Origin of the sequence: Xanthomonas arboricola pv. juglandis (genome assembly GCF_905367715.1) — a bacterium.
Taxonomy (GTDB): Bacteria; Pseudomonadota; Gammaproteobacteria; order Xanthomonadales; family Xanthomonadaceae; genus Xanthomonas; species Xanthomonas arboricola.
Genome location: NZ_HG999362.1, coordinates 4,082,096 through 4,101,084 on the forward strand (window position 1 = coordinate 4,082,096; position 18,989 = coordinate 4,101,084).

Below are 18,989 nucleotides of genomic sequence, written 5' to 3' on the forward strand. Positions count from 1 at the left end.
AGTGCTTCTCGCCGGCCCCATGACGCAACTAATCCCGAATCCCGAACAACGAATCGCCGCCTCTCTATGACCACCCTCGCCTCCAGCTACGAACCCTCTTCCTTCGAATCGCGCCTGTACGCGCAGTGGGAGGCGGCCGGTTATTTCGTGCCGTCCGGCAAGGGTGAGCCGTATACCGTACTGCTGCCGCCGCCGAATGTGACCGGGACGCTGCACATGGGCCATGCATTCCAGCAGACGCTGATGGACGCGTTGGTGCGTTATCACCGCATGCGCGGCTTCGATACGCTGTGGCAGGTGGGCACCGACCACGCCGGCATCGCCACCGAGATGGTGGTGTCGCGCAACCTGGCCCTGGAAGGCAACGGCGAAACGCGCGACTCGCTCGGGCGCGAGGGCTTCATCGCCAAGGTGTGGGAATGGAAGGCCGAGTCCGGCGACACCATCGAGCGCCAGATGCGCCGACTAGGCACCTCCAGCGACTGGTCGCGCAGCACCTTCACCATGGACCCGCAGCCGTCGGCCGCGGTCAACGAAGCCTTCGTGCGCTGGTACGAGCAGGGCCTGATCTATCGCGGCCAGCGCCTGGTCAACTGGGACCCGGTGCTGAAGACCGCGATCTCCGACCTGGAAGTGGAAAACGTCGAAGAAGACGGCTTCCTGTGGTCGATCCGTTACCCGCTGGCCGACGGCGTGACCTACGAGCACGTCGAACACGATGCCGACGGCGTCGAGACGCTGCGCGAAACCCGCGATTACCTGGTGGTCGCCACCACGCGCCCGGAAACCATGCTGGGCGACACTGCGGTGATGGTGCATCCGGACGACCCGCGCTACGCCACGCTGCACAGCGCCCGCATCGTGCTGCCGCTGACTGGCCGGCAGGTGCCGGTGATCACCGACGATTATGTCGACCGCGCCTTCGGCACCGGCGTGGTCAAGGTCACGCCTGCGCATGATTTCAACGATTACCAGGTGGGCGTGCGGCATGACCTGCCGCTGATCAACCTGTTCACCGTCACCGCCACCATCAACGAGAATGCGCCGGAGCGTTATCGCGGCCTGGATCGTTATGACGCACGCAAGCTGGTGCTGTCGGAACTGGAAGACCTGGGCGTATTGGTCGAAACCAAGCCGCACAAGCTGCAGGTGCCGCGCGGCGATCGCACCGGCCAGGTGATCGAGCCCTATCTCACCGACCAGTGGTTCGTGAAGATGGACGCGCTGGCCAGGCGCGGACTGGAACTGGTCGAAAGCGGCCAGGTCAAGTTCGTGCCGCCGAACTGGATCAACACCTATCGCCACTGGATGGAGAACATCCAGGACTGGTGCATCAGCCGTCAGCTGTGGTGGGGCCATCGCATCCCGGCGTGGTTCGACGAGGCAGGCAAGTGCTATGTCGGCCATGACGAAGCCGAGGTGCGCGCCAAACATGGCCTGGGTGCCGACGTCGCGCTGCACCAGGACAGCGACGTGCTGGAAACCTGGTTCTCCTCGCAACTGTGGCCGTTCTCCACGCTGGGCTGGCCGGATGCGAACGCGATGGCCGAGCGCGGCTTCGAGCGCTATCTGCCGTCGTCGGTGCTGGTCACCGGCTTCGACATCATCTTCTTCTGGGTGGCGCGCATGATCATGGCCACCGACAGCTTCACCGGCCAGGTGCCATTCCGCGATGTCTACATCACCGGCCTGATCCGCGATGCCCAGGGCCAGAAGATGTCCAAGTCCAAGGGCAACGTGCTCGATCCGCTGGACATCATCGACGGCATCAGCATCGAAGACCTGGTGGCCAAGCGCACCAACGGGCTGATGCAGCCGCGCATGGCCGAGAAGATCGAAAAAGCCACGCGCAAGGAATTCCCGGACGGCATCATCGCCCACGGTGCCGACGCGCTGCGCTTCACCATCGCCGCACTCGCCACGCATGGCCGCGACATCAAGTTCGATCTCGGCCGCGCCGAAGGCTACAAGAACTTCTGCAACAAGCTGTGGAACGCCACGCGCTTTGTGCTGATGAACACCGAAGGCGCGCGCTTTGCCGGCGTACCGCAGCCGCGCACCGAAGCCGAGCAATGGATTCTGGCGCGCCTGGACAAGGTCACCGCAGAAACCCACGCGCACTACGCCAACTACCGCTTCGATCTGCTCGCGCAATCGCTGTACGAGTTCGCCTGGAATGCGTTCTGCGACTGGTTCGTCGAACTGGCCAAGCCCGCTCTCAATGGCCAGGACAGCGAAGCTGCCGCCAGCACGCGGCACACCCTGCTCTACGTGCTCGAAGCGCTGCTGCGCCTGCTGCACCCGCTCACCCCATTCGTCACCGAAGAACTGTGGCAGCAGGTCGCACCGCGCCTGGGCATCACCGCCGCCACGATCTCGCTGCAGGCATTCCCGCAGGCCGGCGATATCGATACCGCCAGCTACGCCGGCGCAGAGGCCGATGTCGAATGGCTGAAGTCGATGGTGTCGGCACTGCGTCGTGTGCGCAGCGAGTTGAACGTACCGCCGTCCAAGCAGGTACGCCTGCTGCTGCAGGCCGGCACTGCCGACGATCGCGCCCGTATTGGCCGCTTTGCCTCGCAGCTGTCGTTTCTGCTCAAGCTCGAAGCGATCGACTGGCTTGATGCCGGCCAGGACACCCCGCCGTCGGCCACGGCCATCGTCGGTGAGCTGACCCTGCTGGTGCCGCTGGAAGGCCTGGTCGACATGGATGCCGAACGCACGCGCCTGGACAAGGAAATCAAGCGCGTGGAAGGCGAGATCGGCAAGTGCAATGGCAAGCTGGGCAACGCCACGTTCGTGCAGAACGCGCCGGCCGTGGTGGTCGAGCAGGAACGCGCGCGCCTGAACGACTGGACCACGCAGCTGACCGGCCTGCGCGAACAACGCGCCAAGATCTAGCGCCGCCAACACACACAACGCCCGCACTGATGCGGGCGTTGCGGGAAAAGTGCAACGCTGCACGCATCGCAGCGTTGCCTGTAGCAGACGCGTTACAGCTTGCCTGCGCCGGCCTTGGCCTTGACGTCTGCAGCCACCTTGTTGGCGGCCAGCAAGCTATAGGTATACGGCGGCTTCCAGCCGATGTTGCTGTTCCACGAGCAGTTCAGCGCCTTGCCGTTGAGCAGCGAACCCTGGTCGCGATACACGCTGCCCTTGTAGTCGCCGGCGATCTTGTCGCAGCTGCTCACGCCGCTGATGTCGAACGCATTGTTCTCCGAGAAGATCTTCGACTCCTTGCCCACACCGTGCGCGTGCGAGAACGGATAGACCTTATTGCTGGTGCTGCCGACGTGGTAGTTGTTGTACAGGTGCACCTGGCCGAAACGCACACGCGGCGCGCGTGCCGAGATGTTCTCGAACAAGGTGTTGTGGATGGTCACCTTGAGCTTGCCGCTGTCGGTGCTGGAGGCGCTGTCGCTGGAGCCGATCAGGCTGTTCTTCTCGTGCGACTTGAACGCCGAGTAGGAGATGGTGACGAAGTTGGCGCCCTTCTTGACGTCCATCGCACCGTCGTGATGCTGCTTGGGGCGGCCGTTGGCGGTGCCGTTCTGGTCGTCGGTGCGGCGACCGTCGGTGAAGGTGACATGGTCCACCCAGACGTTGGTGGCCGCTTCCACGGTCAGGCCGTCGTATTCGGAATTCCAGTTACCGTTATCGCCGTCGTCGGCATCCCACTTCGGCTCCGGATCCCACGGATTTTCGATGGTGAGATTGCGCACGATGACGTCGTTGGCCTTGATGTAGAAATAGCCCTCGCGGATTTCCGCATTGGTACCGAGGCCGATCAACGTGGTTTTGGTCGGGATGTCCAACCGCGCACGGGTCTTCATGTCCGAAGTCTTGGTGTAGGCCTTGCCTTCGCTGATGTCGATGACGCCCTTGACCTTGATGATGCGGCCGTTGCTGCCCGCCTTGGCTTTCAACGCGGCCTTCAACTGCGCTGCCGTGCTGACGGTGTAGATGTCCGCCGCCGCGGCTTTGGAACCGCCCTTGGTTCCGCCGTTCTGGGTGGCCCAACCGGTGGTGGCCACGTCCAGCGACGGATCTGCAGCGTAGGCTGCAGGAGACAACAACGCAGCACCCAGAACGACGCCCACAACGGTACGACCAACGACTGTCGATGCTTTCGACATGGTGATGAATTCTCTTGGATGAGTGACGCGATGGCGCGCCGCATGAGACGACGCGCTCCCCGATGCAATCGCCCAGGCCATCAAGGCCAGTCCCCTAGCGAACGCGACTCGATCCTAATGCTTATGAAAAGTATTGAATAGTCTGTTTCTGAAAATTATTTTCCTGCTTGCGTCTATTCCGCATGCAGCGCACACACGCAAATGCAGCACCCGTCTTGCGGGCGCTGCATGCGGTGTTGCGGTGGTAACGCTCACAGCTTGCCGGCGCCGGCCTTGGCCTTGACGTCCGCAGCGACCTTGTCGGCCGACAGCAGGCTGTAGGTGTACGGCGGGGTCCAGCCGATGTTGCTATTCCACGAGCAAGTCAGCGCCTTGCCGTTGAGCAGCGAGCCCTGGTCGCGGTACACGCTGCCGCCGTAATCGGCCGCAATCTTGTCGCAGCTGCTCACCCCACTGATGTCGAACACGTTGCGCTCGGAGAAGATCTTGGACTCCTTGCCCACGCCATGCGCGTGCGAGAACGGGTAGACCTTATTGCTGGTGCTACCGACGTGGTAGTTGTTGTACAGATGCACCTGACCGAAACGCACACGCGGTGCGCGCGCGGAAATGTTCTCGAACAAGGTGTTGTGGATGGTCACCTTGAGCTTGCCGCTGTCGGTGCTGGAGGCGCTGTCGCTGGAGCCGATCAGGTCGTTCTTCTCGTGCGACTTGAACGCAGAGTAGGAAATCGTGACGAAGTTTGCGCCCTTCTTGACGTCCATCGCGCCGTCGTGATGCTGCTTGGGGCGACCGTTGGCGGTGCCGTTCTGATCGTCGGTGCGGCGGCCGTCGGTGAAGGTGACATGGTCCACCCACACATTGGTTGCGCCCTCGACCGTAAGGCCGTCGTACTCGGAATTCCAGTTGCCGGCGCTGCCGTCATCCGGATCCCAGACCGGCTCCGGATCCCAGGGATTTTCGATGGTGAGGTTGCGGATGATGACGTCGTTGGCCTTGACGTAGAAGTAGCCTTCGCGAATCTCCGCATTGCTGGTGATGCCGATCAGCGTGGTCTTGGTCGGGATATCCAACCGCGCGCGGGTTTTCATGTCCGAGGTCTTGGTATACGGCGTGCCCTCGCTGATATCGATGATGCCGCTGATCTTGATGATGCGCCCGTTGCTGCCCACGCTGGCCTTCAGCGCGTTCTTCAGCTCGGCGGCAGTCTTGACCGTGTAGATGTTGGCAGCGGCCGCCTTGGAGCCGCCCTTGGTCCCCCCGTTCTGTGTTGCCCAACCAGTGGTTGCAACTTCCAGTGCAGGATCGGCGCAGGCAACGCCAACGACCAGCAACGACCCGACAAACAGCGACGCGGCGGCCGCCGTTGAAAATTTCGGCTTCATCTTGATGTCTCCCTCGGATGGGTTCGATGCGCCGCGCGGCGGCACACCCCTCGTCTAGCAGGCGCGGAACATACTTTTCATCTCTGTAATGTTCAGTTCCGCGGCACCGATACTAGGAGCATCGCAATGGCTTGTATCTAGCCGATGCATCGATGTGCACGCGCAGTCACGCAAACGGTTGCGGGACACGCAAGAGAAGACAAAACGCTGCAATCAAGACACGCAGAGACAGGCGTAAGGACACTGCAGCGCAGCATGATCCGCATCGCAATGCAGACGGACACAGGTCCAGCACGGTGTGCCGCCACGATCACATGCCTGCATGTTTTTTTGACGCGTACAGCGGCTGCAATGCGAGGTATCGCCATCGTGCGGCGTCGCGCACGTCTGGACGTAATTGATCACGCCGCTGAAAACGTCAAATACGAGATGGCGAAATAATCACCATGACGCATGCAAGCGCGTCATGGCAGATGGCGGCGCGCGGGCGACCGACTCAAGCGCTGCGATGGAGGAAAGGTGCGGCCTGTTGCGATCGATTGCAGCGATACGCAAGGACTCGGGTCACGGCGCGCAATGCCTGATTACCTGAGCGTATTTCGTAACGACAAAGCCGCATGCTGCGAACCGAAAGCTCCGGAGCGGTCGTCTGACCGTGACCCAAGAGCAGACTGGCGTCTCCAGGTCGTGAGCCCCTTCAACAGGGCAACCGCGCGGCAGGTATCAGGTGTATGCGCGCGGTTCCAGCAGCACGCGCGAAACCACTCCCATCAGCTACCGCCGATGGCGCTCAGGAAAACCCTTCGAAGGACAACTCGATCGCCATCACCAACGCATCTTCGCGGCCGGTGTTGGAGGGGTAGTAGCGTGGGCGCCGCCCGATTTCATTGAAGCCTTCGGAGTGATACAGCGCAATCGCCGAGGGGTTGGACGGGCGCACTTCCAGAAACGCGCGACGCGCGCCGCGATCGCAGGCACCCTTGATCAGCGCGCGCAACAGCACCCGGCCATGCCCCTGCGATTGCGCCTCCGGTGCGATGCAGACATTGAGCACGTGCGCTTCGTCAGCGGCGATGCTGATCACCCCGTAGCCAATGACCTGCCCGCCCTGCTCCATCACCCAGCCCGGATAGCCGGCCTGCAGGCAGTCGCGAAAGATGCTGCGTGTCCACGGGAACGGATAGGCGCGATGTTCGATCTCCATCACCACATCCAGATCGCTCTCGCGCATGGCGCGTAGCGAGGTGGGCAGCGGCACGTTCAAGGCGCTCATGCCGGATCCCGACGCCGCCGCAGCGCACGCAGTTGTGGCCACAGCGCGCGCTTGGCCGCCGGGTTGCCGCGCAACTCGGCCAGCGGCCAAGATGCCATCAAGGCTTGGGTATTCGGATCGCCCGGATTGCAGCCGGAGGCGCGCAGCAATGCCATCTGCAGGCGATCGGGCATGCCGACCCGGCTGCGCCGTTGCGGCGCCGTCGAAGACGCAGTCGTGACCGCCTGCGGCACGTCGGCCGATGCGGCCGGTGCGCTGCGACGCACCACAGGCGGTGCCGCAGGCGCCGTCGTTGGCTGCGCGCGCTCCACGCGTGGCGGTGCCGCTGTCGGCGCACGCTCGGTCGTCTCGTCAGGCGCCGCCGTCGCGTCCACGCTGTCGCGGTCCAGATACACCGTGTGCCCCAACGCCTGCAGGTACGACACCTGCAAATCGGACCACATCGGCTCGGAGGCCAATTGACTCATGGCAGCTCGGGCGTGCGCCGCCAGCGCCGCCACAGCCACATCACCGGGCCGGACAGCGCATACAGCACGCCGATCACCAGCAGCGAACGCGCCAGGTCGATCACCAGCAACGCGATCACCACCGTGGCGATCGCCAGCGCCAGGAACGGCACCCGGTCGGCGCGCGGACCACGCGCGCCGCCCTTGAAACTCCAGAACCGGATCCGGCTGACCATCAGCAAGGCCGCTACCACGGTGACCGCAAGCGCCAGGTAACGCAGCTGCTCGCCATCAAAGCCCAGGCTGTCGTCGGCAAACGCCCACACGAAGGACATCATCAGGCCGGCAGCCGCCGGGCTGGCCAAACCGATGAACCAGCGCTTGTCGACCACGCCCACCTGCGTATTGAAGCGCGCCAGCCGCAGCGCCGCGCAGGCCGCATACAGAAACGCGGCCGACCAGCCGACCCGGCCCATTACGTTGCTGTCGTACTTCAATGCCGACAGCGACCAGTGGTACATCACCAGCGCCGGGGCCATGCCGAAGCTGACCAGGTCGGCCAGCGAGTCGTACTGCACGCCGAATTCGCTGCTGGTATTGGTCAGGCGCGCGACCCGGCCGTCCAGCCCGTCCATCACCGCGGCCACGAACACCGCCATGGCGGCCTGGACGAATTGCCCATTGGCGGCGGCGATGATGGCGTAGAAACCGGAAAACAGCCCGGCGGTGGTGAACAGGTTCGGCAGCAGGTAAATCGTGCGCGAGCGCGGGGGCGGTCTCATCTCATCCATCCGGCAAGTGTAGGGCCTGAGGTCCGTCCGGCGGTAGCGCGCCTGCGTCGCGCCTGTGCGCCTGCGGCGTCACTTGCCAGCGCGGGCCGCGGATGCTGCAATCGCCGCGGGAATCATCCAGGGGAAGCCATATGCACCTGTCGTCCGGGCTTTGCGCCCTGTTGATGCTGGTCAGCGCCGCCGCCGGCGCCACCGATCTATATAAATGGAAGGACGCCAAGGGCGTCACCCACTACACCGAAACCCCGCCACCGACCGGCCAGCGCTACGAAGCGCGCCGGATCGATGCGCGCAGCGGCACCGCCGCCATCGCCGCGCCGGAAGCCGCCACACCCGAATCGGCCGACTGCCTGACCGCACGCCGCAACCTGGAACTGCTCAGCGGCAAGGGCGAGGTCACCATGGGCGCCGGCGCCGACGGCAAGCCCGGCACCCCGCTGGACCCGGACGCCCGCGCGGCGCAGCGCAATCTCGCCGAGGCGGCCGCCAAGGCCTATTGCAAGCCGGCAGCGAGCGGCAATCCGGCCACCTGAGCTGGCCCGGGACCGGCCACCTGCCGGTCCATATGCACGGCCGATCGGCCGGCGCCACTGACCGGCAGGGCGCGAGACTGGCAAACTATGGGCTTTCCGCCCAAGCGAAGCCCGATGCGTCTTTCCCAGTTCCACCTGCACACCACCAAGGAAACCCCGGCCGACGCCGAGCTGGTCAGCCACCGTCTGATGCTGCGCGCGGGCATGATCCGCAAGCTGGCCTCCGGGCTGTACACCTGGTCGCCACTGGGTCTGCGCGTGCTGCGCAAGGTCGAGGCCATCGTGCGCGAGGAGATGAACCGCGCCGGGGCGGTGGAAGTGCTGTTCCCCACCATCCAGCCGCGCGAGCTGTGGGACGCCACCGGCCGTTGGGAGAAGTTCGGCGGGCAGTTGCTCAAGATCAAGGATCGCAAGGAACAGGAGTTCTGCTACAGCCCGACCGCCGAAGAGGCCGCGGCCGAATTCGCGCGCCAGGAGATCAACAGCTACAAGCAGCTGCCGCTGAACTTCTACCAGATCCAGACCAAGTTCCGCGATGAGATCCGCCCGCGCTTCGGCGTGATGCGTGCACGCGAATTCCTGATGAAGGACGCCTATTCCTTCCATCTCACCGATGCCGACATGGCGCGCGAGTACGACAACATGCGCGCGGCCTATACCCGCATCTTCACCCGGTTGGGGCTGGAATTCCGCGCCGTGCAGGCCGACTCCGGCGCCATCGGCGGCGACGCCTCGCAGGAATTCCACGTCATCGCCGCCTCCGGCGAGGACTCGCTGGCGTTCTCCACCGGCTCCGATTACGCCGCCAACGTGGAAACCGCCAGCGCCGCCCTGCCCGCCCCGCGCGCCGCGGCTGGCGAGACGATGCGCCAGGTCGCAACGCCCACCCAGAAGACCTGCGAAGACGTCGCCCAGTTGCTGGGCATCGCGCTGCAGCGCACGGTCAAGTCGGTGGCGGTAATGACCGAAGCCGGCTTCGTGCTGGTGCTGGTGCGCGGCGATCACGCCGTCAACGAGATCAAGCTTGGCAAGGTTGCCGGCCTGGCCGGCTACCGCCTGGCCAACGAAACCGAAATCCGCGACCACCTCGGCTGCGAGCCGGGCTTCCTGGGTCCGGTGAATACCGCGCGCCCGGTGCGCGTGGTGGCCGATCGCGATGTCGCGGCACTGGCCGATTTCGTGGTCGGCGCCAATGTGCCCGGCGCGCATCTGGTGGGCGTCAACTGGGGCCGCGACCTGCCCGAACCGGAAACCGTTGCCGATGTGCGCAACGTCATCGACGGCGAACGCGCGGCCGATGGCGGCGAGCTGCGGCTGGCCCGCGGCATCGAGGTAGGCCATGTGTTCCAGCTCGGCAGCCAGTATGCGCAGGCATTGCAGGCCACCGTGATCGACGAGAACGGCAAGCCCGCAGTGATGAAGATGGGCTGCTACGGCATCGGCATTTCGCGCATCGTGGCGGCGGCGATCGAGCAGAACCATGACGATGCCGGCATCGTCTGGCCCGCGCCGATGGCACCGTGGCAGGTGGTGGTCTGCATCATCAACCCCAAGCAGGATGCGCAGGTGGTTGCCGCCGCTCAGGCATTGCTGGACGAATTGATCGCCGCAGGGATCGAAGCGGCGCTGGACGACCGCGGCCTGCGCCCGGGCGCGATGTTTGCAGATATGGAACTATTGGGTATTCCGCATCGGGTGGTGGTCTCCGAACGCGGATTGGCCGCCGGTACATTTGAATATCGCGCCCGCACTGCGGAGGCAGCAGAAAACCTGGATAAGGCCGGGTTATTCTCCCGCCTGGGTCGTTGATCAAATCACCCGAAACTACTTCAATTGGATGAACACAAGGCGCCGAATTATTTCGGCGCATTTGTCACTTGGGTTTTCTGACATTATGATGGCCAGCGCTGCCACGGACCGGCATTCTTTTCTCTCTCATCTTCCGGAGTAGTGATGTCGATCGATCTTAGCGGCCTGTCGGCCAAGCAATTGGGTGCACTGATCAAAAATGCGAAAAAGCAGCAGACCGTGGTTGCCAAGCGCGCCCCGATTGCCAAGGTTCGCACGCAGCTGACCCGCGCGGCAAAAGCCCAGGGTTATTCCATCGAAGAATTGTTTGGCGCCAGCGCCGGCCCGGGTCGTCCGGCTGCCGCTGCCAAGCCGGGCCCGCGCGCCGGCCGCAAGCTGGGCAAGGTTCCGCCGAAGTATCGCAACCCCGCCAATCCCCAGGAAGCCTGGACTGGTCGCGGCAAGCAGCCGCGCTGGCTGGCCGAACTGACCGCCGCCGGCAAGAAGGTCGAAGACTTTCTGATCAGCAAGGTCAGCGCCAGGAAGACCCCGGCCAAGAAGGCCGCGCCGCGCAAAGCCGCCACCAAGCGCGCGCCCAAGAAGCCCAAGGCTGCTTGATTGTTACCAATAAAAAACGCCGGCAGTGCCGGCGTTTTTTATTGCGCGTTTTTCTACCGGTCATAAATTCTTGCGGGCCGGAATCAACAGATTGCCGAACAGCAATCCGGCCATCAAGGCCATCACGATATTGGTCACCGCCAATAGCGCGGCCTGCCCGACACTGACATCCTGTTGCTGTACCAAGGTCAGAAAGCCACGCAGGCTGACACTGCCCGGAACCAGCATGATGATGCCGGGCAAACGGATCAATGCCCCGGGTTTTTGCACCACACGCCCAAACAGATTACCGGCGGCGGTCAATGCCATGGCCGATGCAAAGACGCCGGCCGGGCCACCCCAGGCATGCCCGGCATAGCGCGCGATGACATACCCGGACATGGCCGCCGCCATGATCCATAAATAATCGCGTCGATTGGCCTTGAACAACACCGCAAACGCATAAGCGGCCACCAGCAGCGAGGCCCACTCCACCCAGCCGGACTGTGGGCGCAATGCGGCCACCTGCGGGTGCAGGCCGAGCACCTGGGTCAGCGTCACCGCGATGACCGCACCGACGGTGAGCTTGAGCACCGTGGTCACCGCACCGGCCAGCCGCGCCGTGCCCGAGACCCAGTGCTGGCTGGCCAGCTCGTTGAAGGCATTGGTCAACGACATGCCGGGCAGCAGCACCACCAGCGAGGCGATGATCACCGTATTGAGGTTCAGTGGCCCGACCAGCGAAGCCACCACCGCGGCCACCACCCCGGCCAGCAGGCCGGCCAGCGCCTCGCCGGCTTCCTTGGTCGCCGGCCGCCTGTCGGTGTATTGGGTCAGCAGGCCGATTGACATCCCGATCGCGCCGGCGGTGGCGATATCCAGCCAGGGCAGTTTCCACAACCCTGCCACGCCGGCGGCGGCCAGCCCGAATGCCAGCACCTGCATGGTCTTGCCGCGCCGATCGACCTCGCGGTCCAGCCGCCGCAGCGCGGTGTGGCCCTGCGCAATGCTCATGCGCCCGTTGGCCACGCCGTCGGCCACGTAATCGGCCACGCTGAGCTTGTAAAGGTCGTTCTCGCCCGGGGCCAACCGGATCACCCGGGTGATGTCGCTGGAGCCGATGGCCTTGGTCGGGTCGCTGAAGCTCAAAATGATCCCGGTGGGATTGGACCAGGGCTCGCAGTCCAGGCCCAGCTTCTGCGACAGTCCGACCACGGCGGCCTCCAGACGCTGCGCCGTGGTGCCATAGGAATGCAGGCGTCCGGCGATTTCCGAAACAAAGGCGACGCGCTGGGCATAGGTGGCGCTGGCGGACGGTTGGACGACGGTGGCAGCGGACATGCGTGGCGGGTCGGATCGGAGAAACGCCGTCTGGCGAGGCCGCCAGTGTATGCCGCAGCGCACCTGGCCGGCGTGCCGATTGTCTGTGCCGGGACCGCAGGTGCGAAGCGTCCCCATCATTCGCTCACGCCGGGCGCGGTATGCTGGCGCCACGGACAGGCCACCCATGATCAAAGCGCAACCTCCACGCATCGAACAAGACTCGCAGGATCACGCACAGGTCCGCCTTGCTGGCAGTTGGGTCCTGGCGACCGCATTGCCCCAGGCCGAGCTGCTGCAGGCCGTGCCCGAAGGGGTCCGGCGCATCGACGCGCGCGGCATCGGGCAACTGGATTCGGCCGGCGTGCTGCAGCTGCTGCGCTTCGCCAGCCGCATGGGCCTGAAGGAAGACGCCATCGATTTCCGCGATGAGCACCAGGCGCTGGTGTGCACCATCGAGGAACTCAACGACGAACGCCCCAAGCCCAAACGCGATTACGGCTTCGTCGCCGCGCTGGACCGTCTGGGCCGCACCACCCACGGCGTCGGCCAGGGCATTCTGGAGCTGAACAGCTTTCTGGGCGAGAACCTGGTCAAGATCGCGCGGCTGATCCACGAGCCGCGCCGCTTCCGCCTGACCTCCACTGTGCACCACATGGAGCAGGTCGGCCTGGATGCGGTGCCGCTGGTGGTGCTGCTGTCGTATCTGGTCGGCGCGGTGATCGCCTTCCTGGGCTCGACCATCCTGCGCGACTTCGGCGCGGAGATTTACGTGGTGGAGCTGGTGTCGATCGCCTTCCTGCGCGAGTTCGCGGTGCTGCTGACCGCCATCGTGCTGGCCGGGCGCACCGCCAGCGCCTTCACCGCGCAGATCGGTGCGATGAAATCGCGCGAGGAAGTGGACGCGATCCGCACCCTGGGCCTGGACCCGATCGACCTGCTGGTGATCCCGCGCCTGCTCGCGCTGATCTTCACCCTGCCGCTGCTGACCTTCATCGCGATGATCGCTGGCCTGGCCGGTGGCGTCACCGTGGGCGCATTCGATCTGGATATCCCGCCGCAGATGTACCTGGCGCGCATGCACGACACCATCCAGCTGCGGCATTTCCTGGTCGGGCTGTCGAAGGCGCCGCTGTTTGCGCTGGTGATCGGCCTGATCGGCTGCCTGGAAGGCCTGAAGGTCAGCGGCACCGCGCAATCGGTTGGCGAGCGCACCACCTCCTCGGTGGTGCAGACGATTTCCTTGGTCATCATCCTCGACGCGATCGCCGCGCTGTGGTTCATGAAGATGGGGTGGTGATGAGACCGGGATTCGACATTCGGGATTCGGGATTCGTGCAAGGCACAAGCGCAGCTGGCGCCCTGACATTTGTGAGAGCTGTGCTGTGACCAATCCCGAATCCCAAATTCCCTCTCCCGGCACAGAGACCGACGCCGACGACGACCAGCTGGCAATCTCGGTGCGCGGGCTGACCAATCGCTTCGGCAGCCAGGTCGTGCACGAGGAGCTGGACCTGGACGTGCGTCGCGGCGAGATCCTGGGCGTGGTCGGCGGCTCGGGCACCGGCAAGTCGGTGCTGATGCGCAGCATCCTGGGCCTGCGCGAGCCGGACGCCGGCAGCATCCAGGTGCTGGGGGCGGACGCGCGTTCGGGCCGTTTCGCCGACCGCCAGCACATCACCCGCAATACCGGGGTGCTGTTTCAGGACGGCGCGCTGTTCTCGTCGATGACTGTCGGCGAAAACGTGCAGGTCCCGCTGAAGGAGCATCACGGCGAGTTTCCCGAGCGCTGGTATTTCGAGCTGGCGCTGCTGAAGATCAAGCTGGCCGGCCTGCCGGCCGATGCACTGGACAAGCTGCCCTCGCAGCTGTCCGGCGGCATGCGCAAGCGCGCCGGCCTGGCGCGGGCGCTGGCGCTGGATCCGCCGCTGCTGTTTCTGGACGAGCCCACCGCCGGGCTGGACCCGATCGGCGCGGCCGCCTTCGACCGGTTGATCCGCACCCTGCAGCAGGCGCTGGGCCTGACCGTGTTCCTGATCACGCACGACCTGGATACGCTGTACGCCATCTGCGACCGCATCGCGGTGCTGGCCGATCGCAAGGTGATCGCCAACGCGCCGCTGGCCGAAGTCGAGCAGATCGACCACCCCTGGATCCAGGAATATTTCCACGGTCCGCGCGCCCGCGCCGCGCGCGCGGCCAAGACCGACTCCACCGAGACCGCCTGAGCATGGAAACCAAAGCCAATTACGTCCTGATCGGCGCCTTCACCATCGTGGCGGGCCTGGCCCTGCTGCTGTTCGGGCTATGGGCCGCAAAATACTCCTCCGACCGTACCTGGCAGCAATACCGGGTGGTGTTCCGCGAGGCGGTGACCGGCCTGACGGTCGGCAGCCCGGTGCAATACAACGGCATCGCGGTGGGCTCGATCACCGAGCTGACGCTGGCGCCGAACGACCCGCGCCAGGTGGTCGCGCACGTGCGGGTGAACTCCACCACGCCGATCAAGAGCGATACGCGTGCCAAACTGGCCATCACCAGCCTGACCGGCCCGTCGATCATCCAGCTCTCCGGTGGCACGCCCGAGGCACCGTCGCTGACCACCATCGACAAGAGCGACGCGCCGATCATCCAGACCACGCCGTCCGCGCTGCAGAACATCACCGACACCGCCAACCGCATCGTCGAGCGCATGGACCAGATGCTCTCGGACAAGAACGTGGCCAGCATCACCGCAACCCTGCAGAACTTGGAAAAGATCAGTGGTGGCATCGCCGATCGCGACGAAGGCATGCAGGCGCTGATCGTCAGCGCGCGCGATGCCGCACGCAATCTGGACACCACCCTGACCACCACCAACGGCACCATCAAGCGGCTGGACCAGAACCTGGTGCAGCAGTTGCCGGGCATCCTGGAAAAGCTCGATGCCACCCTGGTCAAGCTGGATTCGGCCGCCGGCAACGCCGACAACATCCTTGGCGAGAACCGCGCGGCCATCAATAGTTTTGCCAACGATGGCCTGGGCCAGCTCGGGCCCACGCTGACCGAATTGCGCGGTCTGATCCGTGACCTGCGCCGGGTCAGCGACAAACTGGACAACAACCCTGCGCGCTACCTGCTCGGCCGCGACGCACCCAAGGAGTTCGAACCGAAATGACTGCCATGCGCATGTTGCGTCCCATGTTGTGCGTCTCGTTGCTGGCGCTGGGCGGCTGCTCGGTGTTGACCGGCGGCGACAAGAAGCCGGCCACCATCTACGCACCTAACGTGCGGATCACGCCGAACCCGTCCTGGCCGCAAGTAACCTGGCAGCTGTCGGTGTCCAAGCCCAGCGCCGCGCGGGTGATCGACAGCCCGCGCATCAACGTGCGCACGACCCCGGGCGAGTTGCAGGTCTATCACGGCGCAGGCTGGGCGCAGCCGGCCACCGACATGCTGGAAGACAGCGTGGTACGCGCGTTCGAGGACTCCGGCAAGATCGCCGCCGTCGCCCGTATCGGCACCGGCATCCGCTCCGACTACAAGCTGGCGATCGACCTGCGCCGCTTCGAGTCCGATTACGCCGGCCAGTCGCTGCCCTCGGCCACCATCGAACTCAATGCCAAACTGCTGCACGCTGCCGATCAACGCGTGGTGGCCTCGCGCACCTTCCTGGTCGCACGCCCGTCCAGCGGCACCGACACGGCTGCGGTGGCAGCGGCATTCGAACAAGCGATGACGCAGGTCACCACCGAACTGGTCGGCTGGACCTTGGTCACTGGCCAGCAGGATAGCCAGAGCCTGCCGCGTTCGTTGTAAGCGCAGGCGACAGATCTTAGAGCGGTTAACAAAGCACTTCACGCCGGTCTACCGCGGGGCGGCTGATCTGCGGCCTGGCTGCAGGTTCTTGGCCCGCCCACCATCGCGGGACACGCCGCAAGTACGTCCCTGTAGGCTCTTCTGCGGCATCCATGCCGCATAAGGTCCCGCGACGGTGGGCGGGCAAGGACCAGTCGAGATGGTCGGTGTGCATGGCTTTCAACAAAGCAGCCAACAAACTGTCGGGTGCGGTGTCCTCACCGATTGCGGGACCATGTGGCGGCATGGATGCCGCCACCGAGCCCCCAGGGACGGGTTCACGGCGTGTCCCGCGAGGGGTGAGGGCACCGCGCCCTCGACCCACTCAGCGTTTGACTCGGACTGCTGACTGCATCCACCAAGATGTGGACAACAAAACCACTGCACTCACCGCCAGCCTAGCGCTCGCTACGCTTCGTTAGCCGCTCTTATGGGTAGGACACGCGCGGCGCAATCTGACGAAAGGTCAGATTGATGCGCTCGCCGATGGGCTTTGCGGTGCGCGGCATTGCATGCTTGTAGTGGCACTGGGTATCGCCTGCCATCAACAGCAGATCGCCGTGCCCCAATTCCAGCGTCTGCTTCAACGCAGCATCGTCGCGATGCTTGAATGCAAAGCGCCGCGTCGCACCCAGGCTTACCGAGGCGATCAATGGTCGCGCGCCCAACTCCGGCTCGTCGTCGCTATGCCAGCCCATCGCATCGTTGCCGCTGCGGTAGCGGTTGGCCAGCACGCTGTTGAACGGCGCCCCGGTCTCGGCCTGCAGGCGTGCGCGTAGAGGTTGCAATACCTCCAGCCACGGCTGCGGCGCGAACTGCGTGCCCGAGTAGCGATAGCTGGCGTCCGCATCGCCCATCCAGCTGCTCAGACGCGGCGAATCCACCGTCCGCCCGAACATGCGGATGCGGTGTACTTCCCATTGCACCTGCGTCAGCAGCGCCTGCAGCAGCGCATCGGCCTGCGCGCGCGGCAACCAGCCGCGACACCAGGCGATCTCCGCTTGCGGCAATGCCACCCGAATCTTCATGCATCAAACGCTAGCACGCGCCCGCTGAGTGGAGGCTGCGCGGCACGGATGAATCGATCCGATTTGCCGCCGTCACATCGAATCCCGGAAAATGCGCAGCAGCCATCGAGCCAACTGGAGCGGAGCAATGTCGGAAGCAGGAGTCGGCGCAAATGCGCCAGAGACGGTCGAGCGCGACGTGATGGAGTACGACGTCGTCACCGTCGGCGCCGGTCCGGCCGGGCTGGCCTTTGCGATCCGGCTCAAGCAGCTCGATCCGGCCATCAGCGTCTGCGTGATCGAAAAATCCAGCACCATCGGTGCGCATATCCTGTCCGGCGCGGTGATCGAGCCGGGCCCGCTGGATGCCTTGCTGCCGGGATGGCGCGACAACCCGCCGCCGATCTGCGTAGCCGCCACCGACGACGAATTCTGGTTTCTCGGCAAGGACAGCGCGCGCAAGTTCCCGGTGGTGCCGCCAGGCATGCGCAACCACGGCAACTTCATCGTCAGCCTGGGCGCAATGTGCGCCTGGCTGGCGCCGCAGGCCGAAGCCCTGGGCGTGGAGATCTACCCCGGCTTTGCCGCCGCCGAAACCCTGCACGACGACAACGACCAGGTCATCGGCGTGTGCATCGGCGACATGGGCGTGGCCAAGGACGGTTCGCACAAACCCGGTTACACCGCCGGAATCGACATCCGTGCCAAGGTCACCGTGCTGGCCGAAGGCGCGCGCGGGCATCTGACCAAGCGCCTGCTCAAACGCTTCGACCTCACCGCCGATGCCGACCCGCAGGGCTATTCGATCGGTATCAAGGAGCTGTGGCAGGTACCGGAGGGGCGCGTCAGTCCCGGCAAGATCGTGCACACATTGGGCTGGCCGGCCGACAACCGCACCTACGGCGGCAGCTTCCTGTATCACCTGGACAACAACCAGATCGCGCTCGGTTATGTGAGCGGGCTGGACTACAGCGACCCGAAGTACCAGCCGTGGGAAGCCTTCCAGCAATGGAAAAACCACGCACTGATCAAGCCATTGCTGGAAGGCGGCAGCATCCTCTCGGCCGGCGCGCGCGCCATCGTCACCGGCGGCTGGCAATCGCTGCCCAAGGTGGAAATGCCCGGTGCCCTGCTGATCGGCGACACCGCCGGCCTGCTCAACGTGCCCAAGATCAAGGGCACCCATCAGGCGATCCGTAGCGGCATGCTGGCCGCCGAACATCTGGTGCAATCGCAGCTGGCGCCGCAAGGCTTCGACGCCAAGTTGCGCGCGTCCGATGCGATGGCCGAGCTGAAGCAGGTGCGCAACATCAAGCCCGGTTTCAAAAAGGGCCTGTGGTTCGGCCTGCTCAATGCCGCCTGGGAAACCGCGCTCAAGGGCGCCTCGCCATGGACGCTGAAGAACAAACCCGACTGGTCGGCACTACACAAGATTGGCGACTACGAGCAACCCAACCGCGACTACGGCACGCGCGAACTCGCTCCGCGCGACCGTCTGCAGGCGGTCTACTTCGCCGCCACCGAGCACGACGAAGACCAGCCCGTGCATCTGAAGGTGCTCGACACCGACGTCTGCGCCACCCGCTGCGTGCAGGAGTACGACAACCCCTGCACCCGCTTCTGCCCGGCCAACGTCTACGAAATGGTCGCAGATACTGGCAGCCCCTCCGGCAAGCGCCTGCAGATCAACGCCGCCAACTGCGTGCACTGCAAGACCTGCGACATCAAGGACCCATACGAGATCATCACCTGGGTCACGCCGGAGGGTGGTTCGGGCCCGAACTACCAGAATCTGTGATTAATCAGTGGCGTACCGCGTGACCGGCAGTCTTTCCAAACTCGTGGCTGCGGTACGTCGCTCGGTAGAACTCCATGG

At 64.7% G+C, this 18,989-nt stretch carries 16 protein-coding genes; 9 read left to right on the forward strand and 7 right to left on the reverse strand.

The window, feature by feature from the left end:
- The first annotated feature begins 66 nt into the window (after nucleotides 1-66).
- The gene (locus tag KHN93_RS17495; RefSeq protein ID WP_104560062.1) at nucleotides 67-2,901 is read left to right on the forward strand and encodes a valine--tRNA ligase; all 2,835 of its coding nucleotides are present in this window, start codon (nucleotides 67-69) and stop codon (nucleotides 2,899-2,901) included.
- A gap of 92 nt (nucleotides 2,902-2,993) precedes the next feature.
- On the opposite strand, the gene KHN93_RS17500 is transcribed toward KHN93_RS17495, so the two are convergent.
- The 5 genes from KHN93_RS17500 to pssA all read right to left on the reverse strand — a co-directional run bounded on the left by KHN93_RS17500 (nucleotide 2,994) and on the right by pssA (nucleotide 8,031).
- Nucleotides 2,994-4,136: a pectate lyase family protein gene (locus KHN93_RS17500; RefSeq protein ID WP_065048773.1), complete on the reverse strand. Its 1,143-nt coding sequence runs from the start codon at nucleotides 4,134-4,136 to the stop codon at nucleotides 2,994-2,996.
- A gap of 251 nt (nucleotides 4,137-4,387) precedes the next feature.
- Entirely contained in the window at nucleotides 4,388-5,521 is a 1,134-nt protein-coding gene (locus tag KHN93_RS17505) for a pectate lyase family protein (protein ID WP_039518897.1), read from the reverse strand.
- A 790-nt stretch (nucleotides 5,522-6,311) separates the two neighbouring features.
- On the reverse strand, nucleotides 6,312-6,794 hold the full coding sequence (rimI, locus tag KHN93_RS17510) for a ribosomal protein S18-alanine N-acetyltransferase (protein ID WP_024939133.1): 483 nt from the start codon (nucleotides 6,792-6,794) through the stop codon (nucleotides 6,312-6,314).
- Nucleotides 6,791-7,261 (reverse strand): alanine acetyltransferase, encoded by a 471-nt coding sequence (locus KHN93_RS17515; protein ID WP_211920925.1) that lies wholly within the window; start codon nucleotides 7,259-7,261, stop codon nucleotides 6,791-6,793. The genes rimI and KHN93_RS17515 overlap by 4 nt, the downstream gene beginning before the upstream one ends.
- Entirely contained in the window at nucleotides 7,258-8,031 is a 774-nt protein-coding gene (pssA, locus tag KHN93_RS17520) for a CDP-diacylglycerol--serine O-phosphatidyltransferase (RefSeq protein WP_016902892.1), read from the reverse strand. The genes KHN93_RS17515 and pssA overlap by 4 nt, the downstream gene beginning before the upstream one ends.
- A gap of 131 nt (nucleotides 8,032-8,162) precedes the next feature.
- Here pssA and KHN93_RS17525 point away from each other — a divergent pair, with 131 nt between their 5' ends.
- From KHN93_RS17525 to KHN93_RS17535, 3 genes are all read left to right on the forward strand, one after another.
- On the forward strand, nucleotides 8,163-8,564 hold the full coding sequence (locus tag KHN93_RS17525; RefSeq protein WP_039516234.1) for a DUF4124 domain-containing protein: 402 nt from the start codon (nucleotides 8,163-8,165) through the stop codon (nucleotides 8,562-8,564).
- 114 nt (nucleotides 8,565-8,678) lie between these two features.
- On the forward strand, nucleotides 8,679-10,373 hold the full coding sequence (locus KHN93_RS17530; protein ID WP_039518889.1) for a proline--tRNA ligase: 1,695 nt from the start codon (nucleotides 8,679-8,681) through the stop codon (nucleotides 10,371-10,373).
- Nucleotides 10,374-10,517: 144 nt separating this feature from the next.
- Complete coding sequence (locus KHN93_RS17535; RefSeq protein WP_104560064.1) at nucleotides 10,518-10,970, forward strand: H-NS histone family protein; 453 nt, start codon at nucleotides 10,518-10,520, stop codon at nucleotides 10,968-10,970.
- Nucleotides 10,971-11,030: 60 nt separating this feature from the next.
- Here the strand turns inward: KHN93_RS17535 and KHN93_RS17540 are convergent, their stop codons facing one another.
- The gene (locus KHN93_RS17540; protein WP_039518883.1) at nucleotides 11,031-12,290 is read right to left on the reverse strand and encodes a threonine/serine exporter family protein; all 1,260 of its coding nucleotides are present in this window, start codon (nucleotides 12,288-12,290) and stop codon (nucleotides 11,031-11,033) included.
- A 49-nt stretch (nucleotides 12,291-12,339) separates the two neighbouring features.
- Here KHN93_RS17540 and KHN93_RS17545 point away from each other — a divergent pair, with 49 nt between their 5' ends.
- The 4 genes from KHN93_RS17545 to KHN93_RS17560 all read left to right on the forward strand — a co-directional run bounded on the left by KHN93_RS17545 (nucleotide 12,340) and on the right by KHN93_RS17560 (nucleotide 16,067).
- Nucleotides 12,340-13,569, forward strand: coding sequence for an MlaE family ABC transporter permease (locus KHN93_RS17545; protein WP_372469938.1), 1,230 nt, complete (start codon nucleotides 12,340-12,342; stop codon nucleotides 13,567-13,569).
- A gap of 85 nt (nucleotides 13,570-13,654) precedes the next feature.
- Nucleotides 13,655-14,497 carry an ABC transporter ATP-binding protein gene (locus tag KHN93_RS17550; RefSeq protein ID WP_104570694.1) on the forward strand — a complete coding sequence of 281 codons (843 nt, stop codon included), beginning with the start codon at nucleotides 13,655-13,657 and terminating at the stop codon, nucleotides 14,495-14,497.
- Between the two features lie 2 nt (nucleotides 14,498-14,499).
- Nucleotides 14,500-15,426, forward strand: a complete 927-nt coding sequence (locus KHN93_RS17555; RefSeq protein ID WP_016903957.1) for an MlaD family protein — start codon at nucleotides 14,500-14,502, stop codon at nucleotides 15,424-15,426.
- On the forward strand, nucleotides 15,423-16,067 hold the full coding sequence (locus KHN93_RS17560) for an ABC-type transport auxiliary lipoprotein family protein (protein WP_104560065.1): 645 nt from the start codon (nucleotides 15,423-15,425) through the stop codon (nucleotides 16,065-16,067). The genes KHN93_RS17555 and KHN93_RS17560 overlap by 4 nt, the downstream gene beginning before the upstream one ends.
- A gap of 467 nt (nucleotides 16,068-16,534) precedes the next feature.
- Here KHN93_RS17560 and KHN93_RS17565 read toward each other — a convergent pair whose 3' ends face one another.
- Entirely contained in the window at nucleotides 16,535-17,134 is a 600-nt protein-coding gene (locus tag KHN93_RS17565; protein WP_104560066.1) for an alpha-ketoglutarate-dependent dioxygenase AlkB family protein, read from the reverse strand.
- A 127-nt stretch (nucleotides 17,135-17,261) separates the two neighbouring features.
- Between KHN93_RS17565 and KHN93_RS17570 the strand changes: the two genes are divergently transcribed.
- Complete coding sequence (locus KHN93_RS17570; RefSeq protein WP_211920927.1) at nucleotides 17,262-18,911, forward strand: electron transfer flavoprotein-ubiquinone oxidoreductase; 1,650 nt, start codon at nucleotides 17,262-17,264, stop codon at nucleotides 18,909-18,911.
- Nucleotides 18,912-18,989 lie beyond the last annotated feature (78 nt).

What these genes read in the sequence shown, in the direction of transcription:
- KHN93_RS17505 (WP_039518897.1), bottom strand. Translation starts at nt 5,521, where the DNA reads ATGAAGCCGAAATTTTCAACGGCGGCCGCCGCGTCGCTGTTTGTCGGG.
- KHN93_RS17555 (WP_016903957.1), top strand. Translation starts at nt 14,500, where the DNA reads ATGGAAACCAAAGCCAATTACGTCCTGATCGGCGCCTTCACCATCGTG.
- KHN93_RS17535 (WP_104560064.1), top strand. Translation starts at nt 10,518, where the DNA reads ATGTCGATCGATCTTAGCGGCCTGTCGGCCAAGCAATTGGGTGCACTG.
- KHN93_RS17545 (WP_372469938.1), top strand. Translation starts at nt 12,340, where the DNA reads ATGCCGCAGCGCACCTGGCCGGCGTGCCGATTGTCTGTGCCGGGACCG.
- KHN93_RS17500 (WP_065048773.1), bottom strand. Translation starts at nt 4,136, where the DNA reads ATGTCGAAAGCATCGACAGTCGTTGGTCGTACCGTTGTGGGCGTCGTT.
- rimI (WP_024939133.1), bottom strand. Translation starts at nt 6,794, where the DNA reads ATGAGCGCCTTGAACGTGCCGCTGCCCACCTCGCTACGCGCCATGCGC.
- KHN93_RS17515 (WP_211920925.1), bottom strand. Translation starts at nt 7,261, where the DNA reads ATGAGTCAATTGGCCTCCGAGCCGATGTGGTCCGATTTGCAGGTGTCG.
- KHN93_RS17540 (WP_039518883.1), bottom strand. Translation starts at nt 12,290, where the DNA reads ATGTCCGCTGCCACCGTCGTCCAACCGTCCGCCAGCGCCACCTATGCC.
- KHN93_RS17565 (WP_104560066.1), bottom strand. Translation starts at nt 17,134, where the DNA reads ATGAAGATTCGGGTGGCATTGCCGCAAGCGGAGATCGCCTGGTGTCGC.
- KHN93_RS17530 (WP_039518889.1), top strand. Translation starts at nt 8,679, where the DNA reads ATGCGTCTTTCCCAGTTCCACCTGCACACCACCAAGGAAACCCCGGCC.
- KHN93_RS17525 (WP_039516234.1), top strand. Translation starts at nt 8,163, where the DNA reads ATGCACCTGTCGTCCGGGCTTTGCGCCCTGTTGATGCTGGTCAGCGCC.
- KHN93_RS17495 (WP_104560062.1), top strand. Translation starts at nt 67, where the DNA reads ATGACCACCCTCGCCTCCAGCTACGAACCCTCTTCCTTCGAATCGCGC.
- KHN93_RS17560 (WP_104560065.1), top strand. Translation starts at nt 15,423, where the DNA reads ATGACTGCCATGCGCATGTTGCGTCCCATGTTGTGCGTCTCGTTGCTG.
- pssA (WP_016902892.1), bottom strand. Translation starts at nt 8,031, where the DNA reads ATGGATGAGATGAGACCGCCCCCGCGCTCGCGCACGATTTACCTGCTG.
- KHN93_RS17570 (WP_211920927.1), top strand. Translation starts at nt 17,262, where the DNA reads ATGTCGGAAGCAGGAGTCGGCGCAAATGCGCCAGAGACGGTCGAGCGC.